Source organism: Paenibacillus sp. J22P59, from assembly GCF_059383895.1.
Genome location: NZ_JBXENX010000023.1, coordinates 1 through 23,323, shown reverse-complemented (window position 1 = coordinate 23,323; position 23,323 = coordinate 1). Strand labels below are relative to the sequence as shown.

Below are 23,323 nucleotides of genomic sequence, written 5' to 3'. Positions count from 1 at the left end.
ACATTTCATCATATTGCTGGCGGCTATTTCCCATGTCACACCTCGACCTTTTAGTTAATTCTATTTTAAAGGTTTTTCCTTATGGTGTGTCCACTATTTAGTTTAATCTCACAAGCTTCTCGAGTAAGAACCTTGGTGGCGCTAATCCTCGATTAACTCATAAAATAATCCCATTTAGCGAAAATAGCCTCATTAACTAACGAAAACACCTCACAAAGATTACTCATGCCGTGAATTAGATTCGTTCTCTAGCCGCTTGTCAATCTGAATGGCATGAAAAGAGTTTTTTTTCAAAAATCAATTTATGAGTATGCAGTCCCAGTCCTAACCGGGATCTAAATACACGGAATAAAAAAAGAACCATCGAAACCACTTGATTCATGGATTCAATGATTCTTGCCTATGCCAGCCTTATGTACGACATTCGAGAACAAAAAAACCCGGTCATCAGAGATGCCCGAGCTTACCTATACTGTATTATTGGTTCTCCAGCTCTTCTTTACTGACAAGTGCGACTAAAGCGTTTACAGCCTGCTCAGAATCCGAACCCTCTGCACTGATGTTTACTTCTGTGCCAGAGCTAATCGCGAGACTCATAATCCCCATAATGGATTTGGCGTTGACTTTCTTGTCGTCTTTCTCAACAAATACTTCGGAGGAAAATTTGTTCGCTTCTTGAACGAATAATGCTGCTGGTCTTGCATGAAGACCTGTCTTCAAACGAACGACAACTGGAAGTCTTGTCATGGATCCATACCCCCTACATCATAATCATTAGTCCGGTGAGAGCCATCCCCTACTATCAATGGTCTCTATCCGACCTTGTACATACCCGTACACCCAGTCACTTTGTACATCATTATACCATTATACCATCGGATGTACTAGGATAAAAGTTTAGCCATTTCTAATTTTTTCAGCAAGTTCGTCGATTTTGCGCAATCGATGATTGACTCCTGATTTACTAACGGTGCCCTTGAGCATTTCGCCAACCTCTTTGAGATTCAGATCGGGATGCTGCATGCGGACCTCGGCAACTTCCTTCAGCTTGTCAGGAAGATTCTCAAGCCCGACTTCCTTTTGCAGCAGCCTGATATTATCGATCTGCCTTACGGCTGCTCCTATGGTCTTGTTCAAATTCGCCGTCTCACAGTTGACGATTCGATTAACGGAATTGCGCATATCCCTCATAATTCGAACATCCTCAAATTTGAACAACGCCTGATGAGCACCTACAATATTGAGCAGCTCAATAATTTTCTCGCCCTCTTTAATGTAGAAGATGAAGCCCTTCTTACGCTCGATGCATCTCGCATTGAGACTAAACTTATTAGCCAGATCAACTAGTGCATGGCAATGCTCTTCATACATCGAGGATATCTCCAAATGGTAGGATGAACCTTCTGGATTATTGACAGAGCCTCCCGCAAGAAAAGCACCACGCAAATATGAACGTTTGCAGCAGGACTTCCGAACGACATCCTTATTAATGCCCAAAAGAAAGACAAAACCTTCGGACACGATACCCAGCTCACTCAAAATCTCCTGCACTCTTGTAGGAATCCTTACAATGTACACGTTATTTTTTTTAAGGCGCATTTTTTTACGGACCAGAAGCTCTGTATGCACGTCAAAATGCTTCTTAATCAAGGAGTAAATTCGCCGGGCTATCGCTGCATTTTCGGTTGAGATGTCCAATACGACTTTGCGGCTGGATATACTAACGGAACCATTCATTCGGATGAGTGCGGACAGTTCCGCCCGCTCACAGCAGGAATCTGCTTCCACCATCGTCAGTTCCTTTTTCGTTTGCGCCGCAAATGACATTATCTTCTCACCTCTTTCTTAACATCCAGTTTTCCACCAATTTATAGATATGATGACTCAAACGCTCCGCATCATGGCGCAAGAAAGTACGGAATAGCACCAATCGGTCCGCAATAACCTCATATCCTCTGCGAGTAACCTCGTCATAGTCGAGATGAACCGCCTTTGCACCCTTTTCTGCATACTTGCTCTCTACCTGAGGCGGAATTTCTCCATCATTCACAATGACATAATCAAATAAATGATGACCAATATGCTTATGAATCGCATCCAAATGATTGCTGACCGAATAATCATCTGTCTCGCCCGGTTGTGTCATTACGTTGCATACGAACAGCTTCACTGCATTCGATTCTACAATCGTCTGCGCCAGCTTCGGCACAAGAAGATTAGGAATGATACTTGTATATAAGCTGCCTGGACCAATCAATATAGCGTCAGCCTGTTCAAGCGCTTCTACCGCTTCCGCAAGCGGTACCACGTTGTCAGGCTCAATGAATACTCTTTTTATTTTCTTGCCCGATTTGGGAATCATGGACTCCCCTACCACAATCGAGCCATCTGTCATCTCAGCCTTCAATACAATGGCTTGATTAGCCGCAGGAAGCACTCGCCCTCTTACGGCAAGCACCCTGCTGAGCTCTCTCACGCCAGATACGAAATCGCCTGAGATATCTGTCATAGCGGCAAGCATCAGATTGCCCAAGCTATGACCAGCCAACCCTGTTCCTGTATTGAAACGATATTGCAGTACCTCAGTCAATAATGGCTCTGCATCGGCTAACGCCATTAATACATTGCGAATATCCCCCGGAGGGGGAATATGAAGTTCATTACGCAGAATGCCTGAACTCCCGCCATCGTCCGCTACGGTAACAATTGCCGTAATATCGAGAGGCTTCTCCTTTAATCCACGCAGCATGACCGACAGGCCGGTTCCGCCACCAATAACGACGATCTTAGGGCGTCTTATTAGTTTGTGCTGCCTATTCTCCATTCAATCACCCCGTCAATGCTTATCACGGTCGGCATCGCGGTGGCTGACACGCACCCGCTCCGTATCGCTGCTGCCGAGCACGCGGCCTAAATATTCAGCAATAGCCACCGAGCGATGCTTGCCGCCCGTACAACCAATACCGATTACGACCTGGCTCTTCCCTTCTTTATGATACAGAGGGATCAAAAATTGAAGCATGTCGATCAGCTTCGTTAGAAATGCTTGCGTGTCTGGCCATTTCATCACGTACTCGTAGACCTCAGGTGTTTGGCCGGTATTCGGACGCAAATGATCAATATAATGTGGATTAGGCAAAAAACGTACGTCGTAGATCAAATCAGCATCAATAGGAATCCCATACTTAAATCCGAATGAGGTTACATTGACAGACAAGCTGTTCTGCTCCAGATTCATAAACCTGGATACAATTCTTTCCTTTAATTGGGCTGGCTTGATACTGCTCGTATCTATTACCTGTGATGCCGAGCCTTTCATATCCTCCAGCATTCTGCGTTCCATGCGAATGCCTTCCAGCGGCATAGCGTCGGGTGCCAGTGGATGGCGTCGGCGGCTTTCTTTATAGCGTTGTACCAGAACTTCGTCCTTCGCATCAAGAAAGAGAATCTCACAGCTAATGGTAGAGTGCTCTTTAATAAATTTGAGCGATTCGGACAGAGCAGTAAAAAACTCCCGTCCTCTCAAGTCAATAACAAGTGCTACTTTACCGATCTTGCCGTTCGATTGCTCAATAAGCTCCGCAAATTTAGGAATAAGCACCGGCGGCAGATTATCAACACAGAAGAAGCCAAGATCCTCTAGGCTCTGTACAGCGATTGTTTTACCTGCGCCAGACATCCCTGTTATGATAACAAGCTTCGACATTGCTCCCGATTCCATAACATCCCCCTCTTCCCCGAGCGCATTTCCGCTCTTAACTAGCATTACGACCGTAGAATAAGCCCGGCAGCGCCTACTACGCCTGCATTATTGCCCAGCGTGGCTGCAACGATCTTAACGCCTTCTTTGGATTCATCAATCGTATATTTCTCGAACACTTCACGAATTTGGTCAAATAGGAAGTCTCCTGCTTTGGATACCCCGCCGCCAATAATGAAGCATTCCGGGTTAAGTACAATTGCCATAACGGCCATAGACTTGCCCAAATAGAAAGCAGCCCGGCTCACAATACGAGCAGCAACCTCGTCTCCTGCCTTAGCGGCATCAACGACATCCTTCGCCATAATATCCTCTACCAGCGATAGTGAAGTACGGTCTCCACGCTCAACCGCTTCCTTCGCCATGCGGATAATGCCCGTTGCCGATGATACTGTCTCCAGACAGCCCATTTTACCGCAACCGCACTGAATCGCTTCCAGATCAGGAACGATGGATACATGACCTAGCTCGCCAGCCATGCCAGCGAAGCCCTCAACGATTTTGCCGCCGATAATAATACCGCCGCCTACTCCCGTACCAAGGGTATAGCATACGCAATTGTCTACGCCTTTGCCGGCGCCTGCCCATGCTTCTCCCAATGCAGCTACATTGGCATCGTTATTGACCAATATCTTTTTCTGAAGCTCTTGCTCTAAGTAGGTTTTCAAATTTACGTCCCGAATCTTCAAGTTCGGTGCAAATTTGATGAACCCGTTCGGTATATCAATAAAGCCGGCAATTCCGACGCCTACGCCGTCTACCTGGTCCCATTCGAATTCAGATTCCTCAACGATATTACGTGCATATTGAGCGATATTATGAAGGATAGCATCTGTTCCCTTGCTTGTTTCTGTTGGGCCTTCATACGTCTGGAGCAAATCACCGTCCGCATTGCAAATTCCAACTTTAATGGCGGTTCCGCCCACATCGACTCCAACGTAAATCTTTTGAGACATTACTAGTCCACCTCATTAATAGGATATCTTCTCTGTTAAACACTATAAGCCAATGACCTAAGTCCGGTCAAGACAGACGATTATCCAGTCTTATCCTAATTTTCTCAGGTTTAGAGCGCTGTTCTGGTCATGCATCATAATAGTAAAACAGCCTTTTCCGCAGGAAAAGCGACTCCCCGGAAAAAGGCTGATGAGCATCTCTCATTCGTTACTTCGATTGGCTCCAGTCATGCGTGATGCTGCCTTCAAGGAATCTTTCGCAATCGAGTGCGGCCATACAACCGCTGCCTGCTGCTGTTATAGCTTGACGATACTTGCTGTCTTGCACATCGCCGCAAGCGAATACGCCAGGAACGTTCGTCTCCGAAGAGCCTGCTTTCACTTTGATGTATCCGTGCTCGTCCGTATCGATCTGACCATCCAGGAATTTCGTATTCGGAGTGTGGCCGATAGCGATGAAAATACCATTCGTCTCGATTACTTCTTCTTCGCCAGACTCATTGTTGCGAACCTTCAGGCCTGTAACTCCCATGCCGTTAGCGACCACTTCAAGCGGCGTACGATTGAGGCTCCACTCAATTTTCTCGTTGTCTCTAGCGCGATCCTGCATAATCTTCGAAGCACGAAGCTCATCACGACGGTTAACCAACTCTACATTGGTCGCGAAGCGAGTCAGGAAGCTTGCTTCTTCCATTGCAGAATCGCCGCCGCCGACAACGATAATTTTTTTGCCGCGGAAGAAGAAACCATCACAGGTGGCGCAAGTACTGACACCGCGCCCAACATTTTCTTTCTCCCCTGGAATGCCTAGATACTTCGCAGAAGCACCTGTGGAGATGATCAACGATTCTCCAACAAGCTCGCCTTTGCCTTCAACCTGCAGCTTGAATGGACGCTCAGACATATCCACGCTGTTCACCCAGCCTGTTATGAATTCTGCACCGAAGCGCTCCGCTTGCTTACGCATGTTCGCCATCAGCTCAGGACCCATAATGCCCTCAGGGAAGCCAGGGAAGTTCTCAACCTCCGTTGTCGTTGTCAATTGACCGCCAGGCTCTGGACCTTCAATAACGAGAGGATTCATATTGGCACGAGCCAAGTAGATCGCCGCTGTAAGGCCGGCTGGTCCAGTTCCGATAATAATTGCTTTATACATAATTTCTCCTCCTAATTAACTAATTCGTAATTATGCTAACGGTTCACCGATTGAGAAGACTGAGTTAACTGATTTCATTTTATCCTTAATCCCGCACACTTCATCCATTTTTTTGACATTCTTGCTTACTGTCGCAATGGAAGTGCCATAACGCTCGGACACTTCATGATAGGAGATCGTACGGCGATGCATCTTGGCTGTCAAATATTCTAGTGCTGCTGCCCAGCCCTCTATCTTCGTGAGCTTGGGTACATCCGGGTATACACGGGATAGGAACTCAACCCATAGTGTCATAAGATCATGCTGCTGAACCAAATCGTAATGTTTATTCATTCGGGATAGTGCAAGCTCCACAACTTCCTGCCATTTGGGCTCCCAGACTGGAAGCCTTGAAGGAAATCGATTCGGTTCAATCACCGTCGTTTTGCCCTCAAGCACCGCATCAAGCGGCTCTTGTACTCCCATCGTGCGCAGCACGAAGATCGCGATACGCTTGAGGTAATCATCCTCATCTGCTTCCAGAAGGAATGCACGCAGCACATCCTTAACTTCATTATCCGCAATCATGCCGAGAGCTTGAATAACTTGAAGCTTCGTATGCTGATCGCCATGCCTGAGCGCCCAGAAGAAGGAAGAACGAACGAGCGGATCCCGCTTCAGATGGTCTGGCAGGCTGTCCGAAGAATTCTCCCATAGCTTGAACTGCTCTTCAAATGGCAGATGATAGTGGTAGCTTACCGATGCATGATGATCGCCAGCCTGCAGCAACGAGAGCTGATCCATATAATAACGAGGAATGCCCGAATCAGGGTCAAGCTTCGCCGCTTGCTTCCAGAGGCGCTCTGCTTCAACGAACCGTTGAATATTGCATGCGGCTACTGCCGCATAATGATATAAGCAAGGGTCCTGATGCACACTGGCATCCTTGAGCAGTCTCGTGAAATGGCGATACGCCGATTGATGCTCCCCTAGTATTCCCATAGTGGTTGCCAGCTTGAATACATGCTCCTCATGGAACGGCGCTGTCTTGCGCAGAAGCTCGACAAGAGGAGTTAAATTGTCAGTATCGCCAGCATGCTGATAGAAGATCGCAAGGTTGCAGAGAGCATGCAGATTACCTGGTTCATTCGCCAGCGCTTCTTGTATCGTCTCCATCGCTTTATCAAATAAACCCATATAATAGAACGCTAACGCAAGATTATTGCGGGCCGCTAGAAAATCCGGCTGCTTCTCGATGATTTGTTCCAGAATGCGTACAGCTTCCGCGAACTTGCCCTCTTCTAACAGCGTGCGTGCTTGGTCATGCTCGAACATGCCTTCACGAGACTTAATATTCGTCAGGCGGGTCGGTCTCTCCAGCTCATAATGAAGCAGATCCATCATTTCTTCCGCTTCGTCCATGAACTGTCCGTCTGCATCCTCTTCCAAATATTGAATGAGCGCACCCTCGGCCGCTTCATATAATTCCATGTTCGCATAATTGTTAGCCATGTAGAAATGGCATTCTGTCATTGTCGGGTCAAGCTCGTCGATAATCCACGCCAATATCCGGTTGGAATCTTCGTATTTGCCCATCTCTGACATAATGCCTGCCATGTTGCAATGATTAACCGGATTCTTCGGCTCATACTCCACAGCACGACTGAAATACTTTAGTGCCTTGTCATAGTGGTAACGATCTAACGAACGAACCGCTCGTTCGAAGAAAAACGTGGCGTCCCATTGTATTGGTATTATCTTTGTTGGCTGGTCTAAGGCTTCACTTTTCTTCCCTTTCACCCGCAAGGCACCTCCCGTAACTTCTAATTGTCTACGATTATAACATAGCAACGCCTATCCTAACACGAAAGAATATGTGGGAAAATCGCGAACGTTATAAGAACCGTGCGCGATTTTCTCAGTTAATCTATGAGATTGACAAGCTATACGCCTGCATTTTTGAACAGGGTACTGATAGATCCGCCTTCAATAATGATGCGTGTTGCTTCAGCAAGCAGCGGAGCAACCGACAGTACAGTAAACCGATCAGGACGATTGTCTGGCAGAAGAATAGAATCCGTAACGACAACCTCTTTAATATTAGGATGATCCAAACGCTCAATGGCATTGCCGGAGAACAACGGATGAGTTGCGCATACATAAATATCCTCCGCGCCTCGCTCCTTCAAGCTTTCCACAACATTCACGATCGTGTTGCCTGTATCAATCAGATCCTCAATAATAATTGGGGTTTGTCCCTCAACATCACCAATGACATGAGTAATGGACGATTCGTTATGAGCTGGGCGTTTCTTGATCATGATAGCGAACGAAGTATCTAGATAGTTAGCAAGCTTTTCGGCTGTAGAAGCACGTCCTGCATCCGGAGATACGACAACCGGGTTTTTGATGTTCTTCGACTTCAGATAGTCGCTAATGAGGTCAAGCGCCGTCATATGGTCTACCGGAATATTGAAGAAACCTTGGATAGCGGGAGCATGAAGATCAATAGTTAGAACCCGGTCAGCACCGACCGTCGTCAACACATCAGCTACCATCTTCGCGGAGATTGGTTCCCGCGGAGCTGCTTTGCGCTCCTGACGAGCGTAACCATAATAAGGCATAATAATGTTGATCGTCTTAGCTGATGCCCTCTTAGCCGCATCAATCATCACGAGCAGCTCGATGAAATACTCGTTGATTGGATGGGAGAACGATTGAACAAGAAAGACATCACAGTTCCGAATCGTCTCTTCATAATGAACGTAGACTTCCCCGCTCTTGAAACGGGACAATTTGATGGCGCCGAGTGTCAGTCCTAGATCGGCAGCGATCTTTTGAGCCAAGACCGGATTGGACGAACCCGAAAAAATACGCAACTTGTCGCTTAACATGATACCCTCCTGAGCGTTTAAACCGAATTAATTGAATCTATAGTTTGCTGTTGCCAACAGGCAAAGCATGCGTAACAGCCGCCAATGAACAGCACACGTGCAACGCTTATTCTATACCATTATACATGAATTTACGATAATTCAAAAACGTATGCAAGCCATTTTTCGACGAAAACACCGATCCAGCATCAAAAACCCGACATCTTTCAACATAAGACGCACTCAATCACTGGATTATATTACTTATTCCAGCACCCACACATCTCGAATAACCGCAGCCTTAACGACTGCGGCTATCATTCTATCGGCTTCCCTGTTCTCTGATCATTGCGTTATTAGATGCAGGCTTGCCATGCCTGCTGACCAACTCCTGCATGACCTCATCAAGCGGAAGGCCGCGTTCACGAAGCAGCACCAGCAAATGGAACAGCAAATCGCCTGCCTCAGAGCGCAGCTCATCATTATCATTGTTTTTAGCCGCAATAATGGTCTCGGTTGCTTCCTCGCCGACCTTCTTCAAAATTTTATCCAGACCCTTGGCGAATAAATACGTCGTATAGGCACCATCCGGACGCTCTGCATAACGCTCAGCGATCGTACGCTCCAGTTCACCGAGTATGGCAAAGCGGTCCGCCGCATCTGTTGCAGATCCGTTATCTGTCGTCTCCGCTCCCTCTACCTCAATATTATTAAAGAAGCAGCTGTATTTCCCTGTATGGCAAGCTGGGCCGACCTGGTCGACACGTACGAGAAGCGTGTCCCCATCACAGTCATACGCCATTGCACGAATACGCTGCGTATGGCCGCTTGTCGCTCCCTTATTCCACAGCTCGTTACGCGAACGGCTCCAGAACCAGGTTGTACCGGATTCTACGGACAGCTGAAGCGATTCCTTGTTCATGTAAGCCAGCATCAGAACCTCTTTGCTCTGCGCATCCTGTACAACAGCAGGAACAAGTCCGTCCTCACTCCATTTAATTCGCTCCGTCAGGCCTTGTTCTATCCCGGTCATCGTATCTCCACGCCCTTCTTCCGCAAATCGTCCTTCACTTCACGAATCGTCATTTCTTTATAATGAAAAATCGTAGCCGCAAGCGCCGCGTCTGCGTGACCCTGCTGGAATACGTCATTGAAGTGCTCGATGCGCCCTGCACCGCCTGATGCAATAACTGGGATTCCTAGCGAATCCGACACAGCCTGTGTCAGCTTCAAATCGAATCCGTCCTTTGTGCCATCCGCATCCATGCTGGTCAACAGAATTTCTCCTGCACCAAGCCGCTCTACTTCACGAGCCCATTCCAGCGTCTTAATGCCGGTTGCTTGACGCCCTCCATGAGTATAAACTTCCCATTCGCCCCATGCCTCGTTGAACTTAGCGTCTATTGCAACGACGATACATTGGGAACCGAACTTCCGCGCACCTCCGCTGACAAGCTCGGGGTTTTTGACTGCTGCGGTATTGATCCCGATTTTGTCTGCGCCTGCACGAAGCAGCCGCTTCATATCGTCCACATGGGAAATGCCTCCGCCTACTGTGAATGGAATCGTAATTTCACCGGCTGTCCGTTTCACCACTTCAATCATCGTAGCTCTGCCTTCTACCGAGGCCGATATATCCAGAAATACGAGCTCATCCGCACCTTCTTGATCGTAGGTGGATGCCAGCTCAACCGGGTCCCCTGCATCACGCAGGTTAACGAAATTAACGCCCTTTACGACCCGTCCATCCTTCACATCCAGACAAGGAATGATACGTTTGGCCAGCATGCTGCACTCTCCTTTTGCTCTATTAACTGCTGCCTATACTAAATTGCGAGGGCAATACGCCCCCCGCTAAGCAGCTATCTAGTATAATGCCTTCTTGAAAAGCTATGCTTTCTTTCCTGTAAGAGCTAGGAAGTTGCCCAATAGGCGCATCCCCAGCTCACCGCTTTTTTCTGGGTGGAACTGCATGCCATATACATTCCCACGACCCACAATAGCAGTCACTTGCTGATGATAGTCTGTCGTTGCCAGCAGATCAGAAGCAACCTCCGGCTTCGCATGATAGGAATGTACGAAATAGACATGACCTTCTTCCAGCCCCTCGAATAGAGGGCTTTCCTGTTGCAGGAAGCTTAGTTTATTCCAGCCCATATGCGGCACCTTATAGTCGCCTTGGAATCGAATAACCTCACCTGGAAGCAGCGACAGCCCTTCGTTATGCCCATGCTCCTCGCTCTGGCTGAAGAGCAGCTGCATGCCCAGACATATGCCGAGCAGCGGCTTGCCAGAAGCAGCATAGGCTTGAGTTACTTCTGCAAGCCCCGTCTCCCGCAAATCCGCCATCGCGTCGCCATAAGCGCCGACCCCAGGCAAAATAGCTCCCTCTGAAGCTGCGATGAGCACTGGATCAGCAGTCACGACTGCCTCGTAGCCAAGACGCTCCACCGCCTTGCTTACACTGTGAAGATTGCCCATCCCATAATCAATAATCGCAATCATGCTGCTACAGCACTCCTTTCGTAGAAGGTACTCCTTGTACACGAGGATCAATGCTTGTTGCTTCGTCAATAGCTCTGCCAAGCGCCTTGAATACCGCTTCAATCATGTGATGCGTATTCTTGCCGTAGTGAACGATGACATGAAGCGTAATACGCGCCTCAAGAGCCAGCTTCCACAGAAATTCATGGACCAGCTCCGTCGAGAAGCTGCCAACCTGAGCGGATGGATATTCAGCGCGGTACTCGAAGTGCGGACGGTTGCTGACGTCAATAATGACTTGTGCCAATGCCTCGTCCATCGGTACGAATACGCTGGCATAACGCTTGATGCCGCGCTTATCGCCAAGAGCTTCACGCAAGGTTTGACCAAGGCAGATGCCAATATCCTCTACTGTATGATGATCGTCAATCTCGATATCCCCGCGAGCTACGACAGAAAGGTCGAATTGGCCGTGCTTCGCGAACAGATCCAGCATATGGTTCAAGAAAGGTACATCAGTCTCCAAGTTCGCTTCACCGGTTCCGTCTACGGAAAAGGACAATCTAATATCGGTCTCATTCGTCTTACGTGCAATTTCGGCTTTGCGCTGTACAGTATTGTCCGCCATTATTATTCCTTCTTTCTTTATCGCTTTATTTGCCTTCTTGGTCCAGTCGAATTTGAATAGCGCGGGCATGCCCTTCGAGCCCTTCGTGACGAGCCAAGGTCATGATTTTCTCGCCATTAGCGAAGAGCGCCTCTTTGCTGTAATAGATCAGGCTCGACTTCTTCAGGAAGTCGTCTACATTAACGGGAGAAGAGAATCTTGCTGTTCCATTTGTCGGAATAATATGGTTAGGCCCAGCGAAATAATCGCCGACAGGCTCCGAGCTATAAGGTCCCAGGAAGATTGCTCCAGCATTCTGAATATGGCCGAGCAAGCGCATTGGATCAGCTGTCAGTATCTCCAGATGCTCAGGGGCCAGCTTATTCACGACTTCAATGCCGTCTTCCAGCGTATCAACCAACAATACTGCCCCATAGCTGTCGATAGAAGCGCGTGCGATTGCCTCCCGCGGCAATACCGCCAGCTGCTTCTCTACCTCTGCTGCCACCTCTGCTGCAAGCTTCTCCGACGGCGTCACAAGTATCGCAGAGGACATCTCATCATGTTCGGCTTGCGAGAGCAGATCGGCAGCAATATAAGCTGCATTAGCCTCTTCATCGGCTAATACGACGATTTCACTCGGACCAGCGATGCTGTCTATGTCCACAGCACCGAATACTGTGCGCTTCGCCAGCGCCACGTAGATGTTGCCTGGTCCGCATATTTTATCAACCGGCGTGATCGATTCCGTGCCATAAGCCAGCGCGGCTATCGCCTGTGCGCCACCGACCCGATACATCTCTTTGACGCCTGCTTCTGCAGCGGCAACAAGTATGTAAGGATCAATGCCTGCTTTGCCACCCGTTGCCGGCGGCGTAACCATTACAATCTCCGGTACGCCAGCTACCTGTGCCGGAATAACATTCATCAGCACGGACGATGGGTAGGCCGCCTTGCCTCCGGGCACGTATACGCCAACCCGCTTCAGCGGGCGCATGACTTGCCCGAGCAGCGTCCCGTCCGGCTGCAGATCCATCCACGAGGTACGCATCTGCTTCTCGTGGAATGACCTCACGTTAACGGCAGCCTCACGGATAGCCGTTAGAAAATCGGCGTCAACCTTATCATACGCCGCTTCAATTTCCTGCTGCGTTACCCGAAGGGATGACGCAGTCAGCTCCACGCGATCATGCTCTGCTGTATAGCGCAGCAGCGCTGCATCCCCTTCTGTCCGCACAGCCTCTACGATGCTGCGGACCGCTTCATTCTGCTGCGGTGTTCCATACTCCACCTCACGCTTCAACCCGAACTGCTCTGCTCGCATGATACGCATAGGTTCATCTCTCCTTTTTAACGTGCTCCAGCCCCGCCGATCTTCTATAGCTCGATTAGACCTTTATGCCAATCTTCTCTTGCAGTCGATCACATAGGCTTTGAATCGCCTCATTCTTCATTCTATAGCTAACCCGATTGGCGATAAGTCGACTCGTAATACCGAAGATCGATTCCATCTCAACGAGTCCGTTCTCACGAAGGGTCTGTCCTGTCTCTACCATATCTACGATACGGTCCGCCAGTCCGATCAATGGAGCAAGCTCGATTGATCCGTTCAGCTTAATAACCTCAACCTGCTGGCCAAGCTCACGAAAATATTGCGAGGCGACATTTGGATACTTCGTCGCTACCCGCGGGTTAATGACTGGCTTCCAGTCCGCTAAGCCTATCACTGACATCCGGCATTTGGCAATGCCGAGATCAAGCAGCTCGTAGACATCCTTATTCTCTTCCATCAGGACGTCCTTGCCTACGATTCCAATATCAGCTACCCCATATTCAACATAGGTTGGAACGTCCACTGGCTTCGCCATGATGAATTCCATTCCCATCTCAGGCAGCTCAATAAGCAGTTTTCTCGTATCGTCAAAGTCGCTCGGAATAGGCAAGCCCGCTTCACGGAACAGCTTCGAGGCTTGCTTATAGATGCGGCCCTTTGGCATTGCTACCTTCAATATTTCTTTCCCATTTGCTCCGTTCATCGCTCGCTGCCTCCAATCGTCCGTTCAACGCCGCTGATGTACGGCATAAAGCTTGTATATTCTTTTCCTTTATAATTGAATCTTCCTATCAAGGAAGGGATTAGATGAGCCTGATCCATCCGTTCTGTAATAACGGTCATGCCTTGCTCACGCAGCTGCTGTGCAGCAGCAAGCGCCTCAATGCGGCCTTCGCTGTCATAACCGATCAATACGCTCTCCTTGCCCGCTTCCTCATCCTGATCGCCTACCAGCTCCAGTATACGAGTCGTCTTCAAGGCAAAGCCTGTCGCTGGCGCTGGTCGACCGAATTGGCTAAGCAGATTATCATATCTGCCGCCGCTGACAACCGGGAAGCCCAGATCAGCAGCATAGCCTTCGAAAGTCATCCCCGTATAATAAGAGAAATCGCCGATCATTGTGAGATCAATAAGTACATGCTCGCATACGCCATAGGCTTTCAGGACATCCCAGATCTCGCATAAATGTCGGATCGAAGCCTGTGCGGTTTCGTCTGCCGTTAAATTCAGAGCCTGATTACAGATTTCCTGACCGCCACGAAGCCGCAGAATCCCTTCCAGCTCATGCTGAACGGGCTCCTCCAGAGACAATGCCCGCAGCTCCTCGCGATATCCCACATAATCCCGGCCAAGCAGACAAGCCTTCAGCTTCTCTTGCGCTTCTGTACGTCCCGCCAACGTCTCTTCGAATAAACCATTCAGGAAGCCGACATGACCGATTGCAATCTTGAATCGATTAACGCCTGCAGCCTTCAAGGAAGCAATTGCAAGAGCTACAACCTCCGCATCTGCTTCAGCAGATGCATCCCCGACAAGCTCTACCCCTGTCTGGAAAAACTCTGCTTCTCTTCCCGACTCTTCTTCAATAGAGCGGAACACATTCGCATGATAAGACAAGCGAATAGGGAATGGCTGCTCCTTAAGCAGGGAAGAAACGACGCGAGCAATCGGTGCCGTTAAATCGGAGCGAAGCACAAGGGTCGTACCGCGATTATTGAGCAGCTTGAACAGCTTATGATCAGACGTTGAGCTGGCTACACCCACTGTATCGTAATATTCCATCGTTGGGGTAATAATCTGCTCATAGCCCCAACCATCCATACAAGCAAGAACCTCACGTTCAATATAGCGCAGCTTGGATACAGCTCTTGGGAGATAATCTTTCAAGCCTATTGGCTTCTCGAATACTTTAGGTTTGGACATATATATTCACCTTCATAACTTTAGTATATTAAAGTGCTACCATGTTACCATACTAACAAAATAAAGTGTTTAGTCGTAATATTAGCATGAAGCAACCTCTCCGTCAAGATCAGCAGCCTATATTCTGCCATTGCCGAATCTCTGCTAACAGCACCAATTAACTTGCTCCTAATAAGAACACCTCATTCATTGTAGATGCAATAGCATCACAATCCATGAGGTGTTCACTATTCATTACTAAAGCGTTGTATCCTTCTTCCGAGCAATCTCCCGTATCGGATTGCCTCCTACGAAGGCGTGAGCGGGAACATCTTTGTGAACGACAGAGCCTGCGGCAATGACGGCATGATCGCCAATCGTGACGCCAGGCAGAATGGTCGTATTCGCTCCGATCATAACATTGGAGCCAATGCGAACCTGCCCAAGCCGATATTCGCGAATCAAATACTCATGCGTCAATATCGTTGTATTATATCCGATAATGGTATTGTCGCCGACCTCAATCCGTTCAGGAAAGAAGACATCCACCATAACCATTAAGGCAAATGCAGTATGCTGCCCCACCTTCATACCGAGAATCCGACGATAGATCCAGTTTTTCAGGGGAAGAATCGGACAATAGCGGGCAAACTGGATGGCGATGAAATTACGCACCGATTTGAATCGGCTGACCGTTGAGTAGACTTGCCATAATGCATTAGGCCCTTCCACCGGATAGCGTTCAACGTTCCGCAATCGTCTCCCGCTCCATTCCCGCGAAGGCATAGAGCTCCCGCATATCCTCTATAATATGACGCGCTCCGATCTCCTTGAGCACTTCTCCACCCTTGAGTGACCAAGCGACGCCCACAGAGATCGCGCCCGCTGCTTCTGCCGATAGAATGTCCACCGTACTGTCCCCTACCATAATGGTCGTTGCTGGATCAGCACCAAGCTGCTCCATTGCCATAAGCACCGGCTCTGGATGCGGCTTCGCGTGGGTTACATCATCTATCGTCACGATCGCATCAATATAATCGTATAGACCGACATACTTCAGGCCCTTTTCTGTGGTGAGGCGCATCTTCGTAGTTACGACACCGATCTGAATTCCTTCTGCATGCAGGCGAGCAATAACCTCATTTACAAAAGGAAACGGCTTGACCAGCTCGTCATGTAGGCGCAGATTGACTGCCCGATAGGCCGCGACGAGGTCAGATACCTCCTCCAGACCAGAGAAGTGCTTCATCTGGTCATGAAGCGTCAGCCCCATTCTTGGAATAATATGCTCTCTGGAGAAGTCTGCTTGCGCTATTCCATCTAGTGATTCGAGAAAGGAACGAATGATAAGCTCATTCGTATCCATAATTGTGCCATCCAGATCGAACAGCATTGTACGTATATTGCTTGTCATGATCTCACCACTCACTTCTTATCGGTTTTCTTGCTCTCTGCTGCATTCTTATCTGTGAGCACCGCTGCGGAAGAAGATGCCGCAACCGTCTCTTTAGTCGATACAATCGGGTCAGAATAATGCGCAGAAGCTGCGCCAGTCACTCGACGAACGATGACAAATATGATGGCCCCAACAATGAGGAATAGGCCAATCAGCTGTGAAATTCGTATATTGCCATACATCGGATCCAAGTATCCTTGCTCGAATACAGCCGACATCGGCGACCATAAGAAGTTCATGAACGATTCAAGCCAAGCCGGACCAGAGAACGCCAGACTATCCGTGCGTAACGCCTCGATAAAGAAGCGGCCGATGGAATACCAGATGAAATAGGCTGCAACCAGCTCACCTGCACGAAGGAATCTTTGACGGCGCAGGATGAACAAAATGCCTAGACCGACTAGGCTCCATAACGATTCATACAAAAAGGTCGGGTGACGATAGGCCCATTCACCATCCGCTAGAATATACATCTGATTCACGATGAAATTCGGCAAGTGAAGCGTATCACGCAGGAAGCTTTCTTCTACTATGCCCCCATAAGCCTCTTGGTTCATGAAGTTGCCCCAGCGTCCGATCATTTGCCCTACAAGCAAGCCGGGTGCACATATATCTACCAATCTCCAGAAGCTGTACCCCTTATGCCTGAAATAGAAATACCCGCATATAAAAGCACCGATCAAAGCGCCATAGATCGCTATGCCGCCTTCCCATATTTTGAACACATTAATAGGATTGTCTTTATAGTCATCCCACTTGAATGCCACGTAATAAATCCTGGCTCCAATAATCGCGGAAGGAACACCTAGAAGCAGAAGATCCATGAAGAAATCTGACTTGATGCCAAATCGTTTGCCTTCTTGTATAACAAGTAATAGACCGACTAGAGCCGCCGTACCTAGAATGATGCCATACCAGTTGACTGACAATTGCCCAATGGAGAATGCCACCGGATTAATCGTTAACAAATTCATCATATGTACTCCTTTTCATGTACTCTCAGATGTCTAATCCATGGGATCAGCCATCTGATTTAACTCTGGTCATCAATCATATTCATCCATATCTTCAGCAATCGTCTCTGTCAGTTTATTCGTGAACTGCAATGCTGCATTGTATCCCATACGCTTCAAGCGGAAATTCATTGCCGCAACCTCAATAATAACTGCCAGATTTCGCCCAGGACGAACAGGAACAGTGACGAGAGGCACATCGGTATCTATAATTCGTGTCTTCTCTTCATCTAGTCCGAGCCGGTCATATTGCTTATCCTGCTGCCAATTCTCCAGCTTGATAACGAGGGTAATCCGCTTCTGCGTCCGTACCGCTCCTGCTCCGAATAAAGTCATAACATTAATAATGCCCAGACCGCGAATTTCGAGCAAATGGCGGATAAGCTCTGGTGCGCTTCCATGCAACTGACTGTCCGAGGTCTGACGAATCTCTACGGCGTCATCCGCTACAAGTCGATGCCCACGCTTCACCAGCTCTAGTGCTGTCTCACTTTTACCAATTCCACTTCCGCCTGTAATCAGCATACCCACTCCATAGACGTCTACGAGAACGCCATGAATGGTTGCCGTTGGAGCCAGCTTTTTCTCCAGAAAGTCCGTAATACGGCTTGATAAAATAGTCGTTGCCACGTTGCTGCGCAATACAGGAATGTTCGTCTTATTTGAATACTCCACCAACTCATAAGGTGCTTCAAGCCCTCTTGTTAGAATAATGCAGGGAGTATCAGGATGACAGAGCTGTTCCAGTCTTCCTTCTCTTTCTTCTTGCGTCAGCGTGCTCAGAAAGGTCACTTCAGTCTTCCCTAATAATTGTACACGCTCATTCGGATGATGCTCGAAATAGCCTGCTAGTTCTAGACCAGGCCGATATAAATCGTCGACCAGAATTAAACGCTTCAATCCATCTTCACCGGAAACAATTTCCAGAGAGAAATGCTGCACAAGCTCGGATACTTTCACTTTTTTAGCCATCGCACGGCCTCCTCTATGACACAAGCTATAGGTTCATATGTAAATCGTTTACTAAGTCTTCAACCTTCATCGTAAAGGAAAAAAGCGCCGAACGCAACGTTTCGCCTCTGCTCAGCGCCAAATGACTATTTGATTCTGCTGCCCCCTATAAAAACCCCTATAAAAAAGGCTGCCCCCCAGTCGGGAGACAGCCTTGGTATAAGTGCTTGTTATAGAATTAGTTAGTGAAAATGTTCAGCTCGGACGCTTTGTCGAACAAATGAACTTTGTTCATGTCCAGAGCAAGCTTAACCGTTTGACCATCACGAAGTGCGGAACGGCCGTCTACACGAGCGATAACGGAATCTGTGCCAATACCATTGAGGTACAGGTACATTTCGTGACCGAGGTTCTCAGCAACATCGATATGTGCAGTAACGATTGTGTTAGGGGAAGCTTCCAGGAATACTGGCTCTTCATGAAGATCCTCTGGACGAATACCCAGAACCACTTCTTTACCTACATAACCTTTAGAACGCAATACTGCTGCTTTGCCTTCAGGGATAGCAACATCAACGCCAGCTGCCTTGAACTTAAGTGTACCGCCTTGCTCAGTTACAGATCCAGTGATGAAGTTCATCGAAGGAGCTCCGATAAATCCAGCTACGAAAATGTTAAGCGGGTTGTTGTACAATTGTTCAGGAGTATCTGTTTGTTGAATGAAGCCATCTTTCATAACAACGATACGGTCGCCCATTGTCATTGCTTCGATTTGGTCATGCGTTACGTAGATTGTTGTTGTTTCAAGACGTTTAGTCAATTTGCTGATTTCAGCACGCATTTGACCACGAAGTTTAGCATCCAAGTTGGAAAGCGGCTCATCCATCAAGAATACTTGCGGCTCACGAACGATTGCGCGTCCCAAAGCGACACGTTGACGTTGACCACCGGACAATGCTTTTGGTTTACGATCAAGCAAATGCTCTATATCAAGAATTTTAGCGGCTTCACGAACACGTTTGTCGATATCCGCTTTTTTGAATTTGCGAAGTTTAAGGCCGAAGGCCATGTTTTGATATACGTTCATATGCGGGTACAAAGCGTAGGATTGGAATACCATCGCGATGTCACGATCTTTCGGTGCTACGTCATTAACAAGACGGTCGCCGATGAACAATTTTCCTTCAGAAATATCCTCAAGACCTGCGATCATACGAAGAGTAGTCGATTTACCACAACCGGAAGGACCTACCAATACTAGAAACTCTTTGTCTTTAATATCAAGATTAACGTCAGTAACCGATGCCTTATCGGTACCCGGATATTTTTTGTAAATGCCTTCTAAACGTACGCCTGCCATGTGATTTCCCCCTAAAAGAAATTTCGTTATACGTCTATCTTATCCCACACACAGGCACATGACTATGCACAAACTTTACAAAAAAACTAATTCCTTTTCGTAACTTTGTACAATAGTAATATGATTTTGACTAATACTGCATCGCGAAACTGCCTGACATCTAATCTCGTTTCCTGTTTTAGCTTATCTAAGCGATATAAAAGAGTATTCCGATGAATATACAGTTTTTTCGCTGTTTCACTTACATTACAGTCAAGAGCGAAGAAAGTTTCCAGTGTTGCCAGCATTTCGGATTCAACGAATAACTCGGTACGCTTAAGCGCATGCTCCAAATAACGTGATCGTTGGACTTCAGGAATGGCATTAAGCAATCTCTCAAGTTGCAGCATCCACGGCAGATGAATATTTGTTCCTACATGGAATTTACGACCCAGATTAATCGTCTCTCGCAGCAAGATGGTCGTTTCTACGATTTCTTTAGCAGGGCTAGCCGGATGGGCGACAGCAAGATGGCACTCTCCGATCCATTCACTAGCTAGCATCTCATGAAGACCATGGCAAATAGAAGCCAGGCTGTCCTCCATTGACTCATCGTCATCCTCATCGAGCAGCTCAGAATCAGCCTCTTTTAATAAAGAGACCGGTCCCCAGATAATCCACTCCTGGTTTTTCAATGGGATGAGCAGCACCTCTTCTGCCAAGAAGGAGCGCAGCAGCTTTTCGAGCTCTATATAGGTAGCTTGCTTCGTATTCGAATACTCGGTTACAAGAAGGAATGGAATCATATCAACAAATAACCGTCCGCCTGCCGTAAGATGATCCGGAATGGAATAGGAAGGCTCATCGGAATCAAGCTGCTTCAATATCCATTCGCTCAGCTTATGCGCCATTTCCTCGCTTTCGGTTAGTACGGCTGTCTTTTTTGCATTACGTCTGGAATAATTCCATTGCAACGTCCAGCTGATCAATTCCGTTTCTTTGGGCTTCAGGCCTGCGCCCTGTATTTCCAATACTTCAATCTCATTGTCTATATGCCTTGCAACGATCCATGTCGTTCCATTGCGTTCAATGCGAGTACCTTCCAAGAACGGGTCCTGTCCAGACTCATCATTCTGGATAATCTCGCTTTGCTTGACTAGCTCGTCCCACTCAGACAGTTGCATCGTTATAAATTGAACTGGACAGTTTAAAATGTGCTGTAGTGGACTTAACCATTCTGTCGTGCTCATTTTGCATCTATCTCCAATCTCCAGCGACATGATCAACCGTTATTTTCCGTCATTGTATCATAAACACTCTTTCAATTCAGCCCATTACAATTAAAAGAAGAATAGACAGCAACGAAAATAGTGCCGCAATGAGATACAGGAAGGACACCGTCTGGACCTGAGTAAGTCCCCACTTCATAAGTGCATGGTGAGTATGGAGCTTATCTGCATGATGCAGTCCCTTGCCGGTAGCCAATCTGCGCAGCATCACAATAGCTGTATCAAGAATAGGCAGCCCCAAAGCTAATAAAGGAACAAGTATCGTAATAAAGGTCGCTTTTTTGAATGCGCCATCGACTGCAATAACCGCCAGCGTATAACCAAGAAAGGTAGCCCCTGCGTCTCCCATGAAGATTCGTGCCGGATGAAAGTTAAATCTCAGAAAACCAAGGCAGCTCCCACCAATTATAGCCGCCAGAATAGCCGTTTCCATTTGTCCTTTAATGAGTGCCGCAGTAAGCAGCGTAAGGGCTGACAATGAACATATACCCGAAGCTAACCCATCTACTCCATCAATGAAGTTGATCATATTGATTAAAGCGAACACCCATAATGTTGTTCCGATCCAAGAGATCCAGTAAGGAAAGGAGTGGAACAGGCCAGATGCAGGATTAGTAACGCCAATGATCTGTATATCAAATAACAACGGCAGGCTCGCTACAAGCATATATAGAATTACTCTAGGCCAGACAGCGAAATCCTTGCCCTTTGTCTTATAAGCATCATCGACCAGACCGATCGCAACAAGCAGGCCTCCACCTACGCTAACCGTCAGCGTTAAAGCTGTTATCCCTACAAAAGTGAACATGGTTATAATAGTCGCGGCATAAATAGCCGGCCCTCCTAGAAGGGGAATGGGTTTATTATGTATTTTACGCGCATTTGGACGATCTACGAACCCATACCTCAACGCAATTTTTTGTAAAAGCGGAATACATACATACACAATGATTACACTCATAATAGCCGCTAGTCCATACACCATAATGCAGCCAACCTCTCTGTAGAGAAATTATGATCAACAGTTCACATTGTTCCCTGGAACCGTTAAAATGATGAGAGAGAATCATAATTAATAAATTGACGGCGAATGTGCTTTTTGATAGGATTGAATCCATACTTAAAACATCGGGATTATAAGAAAATGATTATATGAGGAGTGAAGACAAATGTCCAAGGTAGTTATTATTTCAGGCAGTCCTAACCCAGGCTCTCGTCTAGAGGGCATTACGAATTATGTAGAAGGAAAGCTAACTGCACAGTCTATTTCTTATCATCATATTCAAGTAGCATCTTTGCCTGCTGAAGATCTGATTCATGCTAGATTCGATAGCCCCGCAATCGTAGAAGCAGCGGCCTTAGTGGATGCAGCCGATATCGTCATTATCGCAAGCCCTGTATATAAGGCATCCTTTACAGGCGTACTCAAAACCTTCCTTGATCTGCTTCCACAAAAAGGTCTGAGCGGCAAGTTTGTAACCCCGCTATTCATTGGAGGCACGATCGCTCATTTACTTGCCATTGATTATTCTTTGAAGCCCATATTATCTTCTCTTAATGCAAGAAACTTCGGCAGCAGTGTCTACGCTATTGATTCACAGATCGCCCGTGTCGACGCTGGAGCATTTGAGCTTGTTGATGAATTGACAGAAAGACTAGACAATGTAGTTGCTGAAATCTCTGATGAGCTGGCAAAACGAAGCTAAAGAAATGACACCACAAAAAACTCGGAATCCATATTTGGACTCCGAGTTTTTTGTGTGCGTTTGGCATGTATATAGATAAAAAGGCATAAAAAAACCGCAAACCGAAGTCTGCGGATTATCATTCGAGAACTGGTGAGCCATGAAGGACTCGAACCTTCGACACCCTGATTAAAAGTCAGGTGCTCTACCAACTGAGCTAATGGCTCTCAAAGATGTAAGTGGTGGAGGGCGATGGATTCGAACCACCGAACCCGAAGGAGCAGATTTACAGTCTGCCGTGTTTAGCCACTTCACTAGCCCTCCACAAGCTAAATGGTGGCTCGGGACGGAATCGAACCGCCGACACGAGGATTTTCAGTCCTCTGCTCTACCGACTGAGCTACCGAGCCTTAATGTTTAAATGCCATAAAAAATGGCGGAGCTGACGGGATTCGAACCCGCGGTCTCCTGCGTGACAGGCAGGCATGTTAGGCCTCTACACCACAGCTCCATAATTGGTTGCGAAGACAGGATTTGAAC

General features: G+C 47.5%; 23 protein-coding genes and 4 tRNA genes. 1 reads left to right on the top strand and 26 read right to left on the bottom strand.

The genetic code is table 11. The features are described 5' to 3' along the window. Positions 1–477: 477 nt before the first annotated feature. The 22 genes from AC50YO_RS24855 to AC50YO_RS24750 form a co-directional block, all read right to left on the bottom strand. Positions 478–747: an HPr family phosphocarrier protein gene (locus AC50YO_RS24855; RefSeq protein WP_494851196.1), complete on the bottom strand. Its 270-nt coding sequence runs from the start codon at positions 745–747 to the stop codon at positions 478–480. A 150-nt stretch (positions 748–897) separates the two neighbouring features. Next, positions 898–1,827: a DNA-binding protein WhiA gene (gene whiA / locus AC50YO_RS24850; protein WP_494851194.1), complete on the bottom strand. Its 930-nt coding sequence runs from the start codon at positions 1,825–1,827 to the stop codon at positions 898–900. A gap of 7 nt (positions 1,828–1,834) precedes the next feature. After that, on the bottom strand, positions 1,835–2,824 hold the full coding sequence (locus tag AC50YO_RS24845; protein ID WP_494851193.1) for a gluconeogenesis factor YvcK family protein: 990 nt from the start codon (positions 2,822–2,824) through the stop codon (positions 1,835–1,837). Between the two features lie 12 nt (positions 2,825–2,836). Further along, complete coding sequence (rapZ, locus tag AC50YO_RS24840; RefSeq protein ID WP_494851199.1) at positions 2,837–3,721, bottom strand: RNase adapter RapZ; 885 nt, start codon at positions 3,719–3,721, stop codon at positions 2,837–2,839. 44 nt (positions 3,722–3,765) lie between these two features. After that, the gene (locus AC50YO_RS24835; protein WP_494851191.1) at positions 3,766–4,716 is read right to left on the bottom strand and encodes an ROK family glucokinase; all 951 of its coding nucleotides are present in this window, start codon (positions 4,714–4,716) and stop codon (positions 3,766–3,768) included. 208 nt (positions 4,717–4,924) lie between these two features. Next, a complete protein-coding gene (gene trxB / locus AC50YO_RS24830; RefSeq protein WP_494851189.1) occupies positions 4,925–5,872 on the bottom strand; it encodes a thioredoxin-disulfide reductase in 948 nt (315 codons plus the stop codon). Between the two features lie 30 nt (positions 5,873–5,902). After that, complete coding sequence (locus tag AC50YO_RS24825; protein WP_494851187.1) at positions 5,903–7,651, bottom strand: tetratricopeptide repeat protein; 1,749 nt, start codon at positions 7,649–7,651, stop codon at positions 5,903–5,905. A gap of 143 nt (positions 7,652–7,794) precedes the next feature. Beyond that, the gene (locus tag AC50YO_RS24820; RefSeq protein ID WP_494851185.1) at positions 7,795–8,745 is read right to left on the bottom strand and encodes a ribose-phosphate diphosphokinase; all 951 of its coding nucleotides are present in this window, start codon (positions 8,743–8,745) and stop codon (positions 7,795–7,797) included. Positions 8,746–9,046: 301 nt separating this feature from the next. After that, a complete protein-coding gene (hisIE, locus tag AC50YO_RS24815; protein ID WP_494851183.1) occupies positions 9,047–9,757 on the bottom strand; it encodes a bifunctional phosphoribosyl-AMP cyclohydrolase/phosphoribosyl-ATP diphosphatase HisIE in 711 nt (236 codons plus the stop codon). Continuing rightward, complete coding sequence (gene hisF / locus AC50YO_RS24810) at positions 9,754–10,512, bottom strand: imidazole glycerol phosphate synthase subunit HisF (protein ID WP_494851181.1); 759 nt, start codon at positions 10,510–10,512, stop codon at positions 9,754–9,756. The genes hisIE and hisF overlap by 4 nt, the downstream gene beginning before the upstream one ends. A 102-nt stretch (positions 10,513–10,614) precedes the next feature. After that, positions 10,615–11,229, bottom strand: a complete 615-nt coding sequence (gene hisH / locus AC50YO_RS24805) for an imidazole glycerol phosphate synthase subunit HisH (protein WP_494851180.1) — start codon at positions 11,227–11,229, stop codon at positions 10,615–10,617. 4 nt (positions 11,230–11,233) lie between these two features. After that, positions 11,234–11,836 carry an imidazoleglycerol-phosphate dehydratase HisB gene (gene hisB, locus AC50YO_RS24800; protein WP_494851179.1) on the bottom strand — a complete coding sequence of 201 codons (603 nt, stop codon included), beginning with the start codon at positions 11,834–11,836 and terminating at the stop codon, positions 11,234–11,236. A 25-nt stretch (positions 11,837–11,861) separates the two neighbouring features. Continuing rightward, the gene (gene hisD / locus AC50YO_RS24795; protein ID WP_494851178.1) at positions 11,862–13,148 is read right to left on the bottom strand and encodes a histidinol dehydrogenase; all 1,287 of its coding nucleotides are present in this window, start codon (positions 13,146–13,148) and stop codon (positions 11,862–11,864) included. Between the two features lie 55 nt (positions 13,149–13,203). Then, positions 13,204–13,851: an ATP phosphoribosyltransferase gene (gene hisG, locus AC50YO_RS24790; RefSeq protein WP_494851176.1), complete on the bottom strand. Its 648-nt coding sequence runs from the start codon at positions 13,849–13,851 to the stop codon at positions 13,204–13,206. Then, on the bottom strand, positions 13,848–15,071 hold the full coding sequence (locus AC50YO_RS24785; protein ID WP_494851174.1) for an ATP phosphoribosyltransferase regulatory subunit: 1,224 nt from the start codon (positions 15,069–15,071) through the stop codon (positions 13,848–13,850). The genes hisG and AC50YO_RS24785 overlap by 4 nt, the downstream gene beginning before the upstream one ends. A gap of 237 nt (positions 15,072–15,308) precedes the next feature. After that, positions 15,309–15,806, bottom strand: coding sequence for an acyltransferase (locus AC50YO_RS24780; protein WP_494851172.1), 498 nt, complete (start codon positions 15,804–15,806; stop codon positions 15,309–15,311). Next, on the bottom strand, positions 15,793–16,464 hold the full coding sequence (ppaX, locus tag AC50YO_RS24775; protein WP_494851197.1) for a pyrophosphatase PpaX: 672 nt from the start codon (positions 16,462–16,464) through the stop codon (positions 15,793–15,795). Before ppaX ends, AC50YO_RS24780 begins: the two co-directional genes overlap by 14 nt. An 11-nt stretch (positions 16,465–16,475) precedes the next feature. Beyond that, the gene (gene lgt, locus AC50YO_RS24770; RefSeq protein ID WP_494851171.1) at positions 16,476–17,480 is read right to left on the bottom strand and encodes a prolipoprotein diacylglyceryl transferase; all 1,005 of its coding nucleotides are present in this window, start codon (positions 17,478–17,480) and stop codon (positions 16,476–16,478) included. Between the two features lie 72 nt (positions 17,481–17,552). Next, positions 17,553–18,491, bottom strand: coding sequence for an HPr(Ser) kinase/phosphatase (gene hprK / locus AC50YO_RS24765; RefSeq protein ID WP_494851169.1), 939 nt, complete (start codon positions 18,489–18,491; stop codon positions 17,553–17,555). Between the two features lie 217 nt (positions 18,492–18,708). Beyond that, positions 18,709–19,830, bottom strand: coding sequence for an ABC transporter ATP-binding protein (locus tag AC50YO_RS24760; RefSeq protein WP_494851167.1), 1,122 nt, complete (start codon positions 19,828–19,830; stop codon positions 18,709–18,711). Between the two features lie 86 nt (positions 19,831–19,916). Beyond that, positions 19,917–21,059, bottom strand: coding sequence for a PucR family transcriptional regulator (locus AC50YO_RS24755; protein WP_494851165.1), 1,143 nt, complete (start codon positions 21,057–21,059; stop codon positions 19,917–19,919). Positions 21,060–21,135: 76 nt separating this feature from the next. Beyond that, a complete protein-coding gene (locus AC50YO_RS24750; protein WP_494851164.1) occupies positions 21,136–22,059 on the bottom strand; it encodes an MraY family glycosyltransferase in 924 nt (307 codons plus the stop codon). Between the two features lie 208 nt (positions 22,060–22,267). Between AC50YO_RS24750 and ssuE the strand changes: the two genes are divergently transcribed. Then, entirely contained in the window at positions 22,268–22,804 is a 537-nt protein-coding gene (ssuE, locus tag AC50YO_RS24745; RefSeq protein ID WP_494851162.1) for an NADPH-dependent FMN reductase, read from the top strand. Between the two features lie 130 nt (positions 22,805–22,934). Here the strand turns inward: ssuE and AC50YO_RS24740 are convergent. The 4 genes from AC50YO_RS24740 to AC50YO_RS24725 form a co-directional block, all read right to left on the bottom strand. Further along, a tRNA-Lys gene (locus AC50YO_RS24740) sits at positions 22,935–23,010 on the bottom strand. Between the two features lie 13 nt (positions 23,011–23,023). Further along, positions 23,024–23,107, bottom strand: a tRNA-Tyr gene (locus tag AC50YO_RS24735). Between the two features lie 10 nt (positions 23,108–23,117). Then, positions 23,118–23,193, bottom strand: a tRNA-Phe gene (locus tag AC50YO_RS24730). 24 nt (positions 23,194–23,217) lie between these two features. Further along, positions 23,218–23,294, bottom strand: a tRNA-Asp gene (locus AC50YO_RS24725). Positions 23,295–23,323 lie beyond the last annotated feature (29 nt).

What these genes read in the sequence shown, in the direction of transcription:
- lgt (WP_494851171.1), bottom strand. Translation starts at nt 17,480, where the DNA reads ATGAATTTGTTAACGATTAATCCGGTGGCATTCTCCATTGGGCAATTG.
- trxB (WP_494851189.1), bottom strand. Translation starts at nt 5,872, where the DNA reads ATGTATAAAGCAATTATTATCGGAACTGGACCAGCCGGCCTTACAGCG.
- AC50YO_RS24835 (WP_494851191.1), bottom strand. Translation starts at nt 4,716, where the DNA reads ATGTCTCAAAAGATTTACGTTGGAGTCGATGTGGGCGGAACCGCCATT.
- rapZ (WP_494851199.1), bottom strand. Translation starts at nt 3,721, where the DNA reads ATGGAATCGGGAGCAATGTCGAAGCTTGTTATCATAACAGGGATGTCT.
- AC50YO_RS24760 (WP_494851167.1), bottom strand. Translation starts at nt 19,830, where the DNA reads ATGGCAGGCGTACGTTTAGAAGGCATTTACAAAAAATATCCGGGTACC.
- AC50YO_RS24755 (WP_494851165.1), bottom strand. Translation starts at nt 21,059, where the DNA reads ATGAGCACGACAGAATGGTTAAGTCCACTACAGCACATTTTAAACTGT.
- ppaX (WP_494851197.1), bottom strand. Translation starts at nt 16,464, where the DNA reads ATGACAAGCAATATACGTACAATGCTGTTCGATCTGGATGGCACAATT.
- AC50YO_RS24785 (WP_494851174.1), bottom strand. Translation starts at nt 15,071, where the DNA reads ATGTCCAAACCTAAAGTATTCGAGAAGCCAATAGGCTTGAAAGATTAT.
- hisIE (WP_494851183.1), bottom strand. Translation starts at nt 9,757, where the DNA reads ATGACCGGGATAGAACAAGGCCTGACGGAGCGAATTAAATGGAGTGAG.
- whiA (WP_494851194.1), bottom strand. Translation starts at nt 1,827, where the DNA reads ATGTCATTTGCGGCGCAAACGAAAAAGGAACTGACGATGGTGGAAGCA.
- hisD (WP_494851178.1), bottom strand. Translation starts at nt 13,148, where the DNA reads ATGCGTATCATGCGAGCAGAGCAGTTCGGGTTGAAGCGTGAGGTGGAG.
- hisH (WP_494851180.1), bottom strand. Translation starts at nt 11,229, where the DNA reads ATGATTGCGATTATTGATTATGGGATGGGCAATCTTCACAGTGTAAGC.
- hprK (WP_494851169.1), bottom strand. Translation starts at nt 18,491, where the DNA reads ATGGCTAAAAAAGTGAAAGTATCCGAGCTTGTGCAGCATTTCTCTCTG.
- hisG (WP_494851176.1), bottom strand. Translation starts at nt 13,851, where the DNA reads ATGAACGGAGCAAATGGGAAAGAAATATTGAAGGTAGCAATGCCAAAG.
- hisB (WP_494851179.1), bottom strand. Translation starts at nt 11,836, where the DNA reads ATGGCGGACAATACTGTACAGCGCAAAGCCGAAATTGCACGTAAGACG.
- AC50YO_RS24750 (WP_494851164.1), bottom strand. Translation starts at nt 22,059, where the DNA reads ATGAGTGTAATCATTGTGTATGTATGTATTCCGCTTTTACAAAAAATT.
- hisF (WP_494851181.1), bottom strand. Translation starts at nt 10,512, where the DNA reads ATGCTGGCCAAACGTATCATTCCTTGTCTGGATGTGAAGGATGGACGG.
- AC50YO_RS24855 (WP_494851196.1), bottom strand. Translation starts at nt 747, where the DNA reads ATGACAAGACTTCCAGTTGTCGTTCGTTTGAAGACAGGTCTTCATGCA.
- ssuE (WP_494851162.1), top strand. Translation starts at nt 22,268, where the DNA reads ATGTCCAAGGTAGTTATTATTTCAGGCAGTCCTAACCCAGGCTCTCGT.
- AC50YO_RS24845 (WP_494851193.1), bottom strand. Translation starts at nt 2,824, where the DNA reads ATGGAGAATAGGCAGCACAAACTAATAAGACGCCCTAAGATCGTCGTT.
- AC50YO_RS24820 (WP_494851185.1), bottom strand. Translation starts at nt 8,745, where the DNA reads ATGTTAAGCGACAAGTTGCGTATTTTTTCGGGTTCGTCCAATCCGGTC.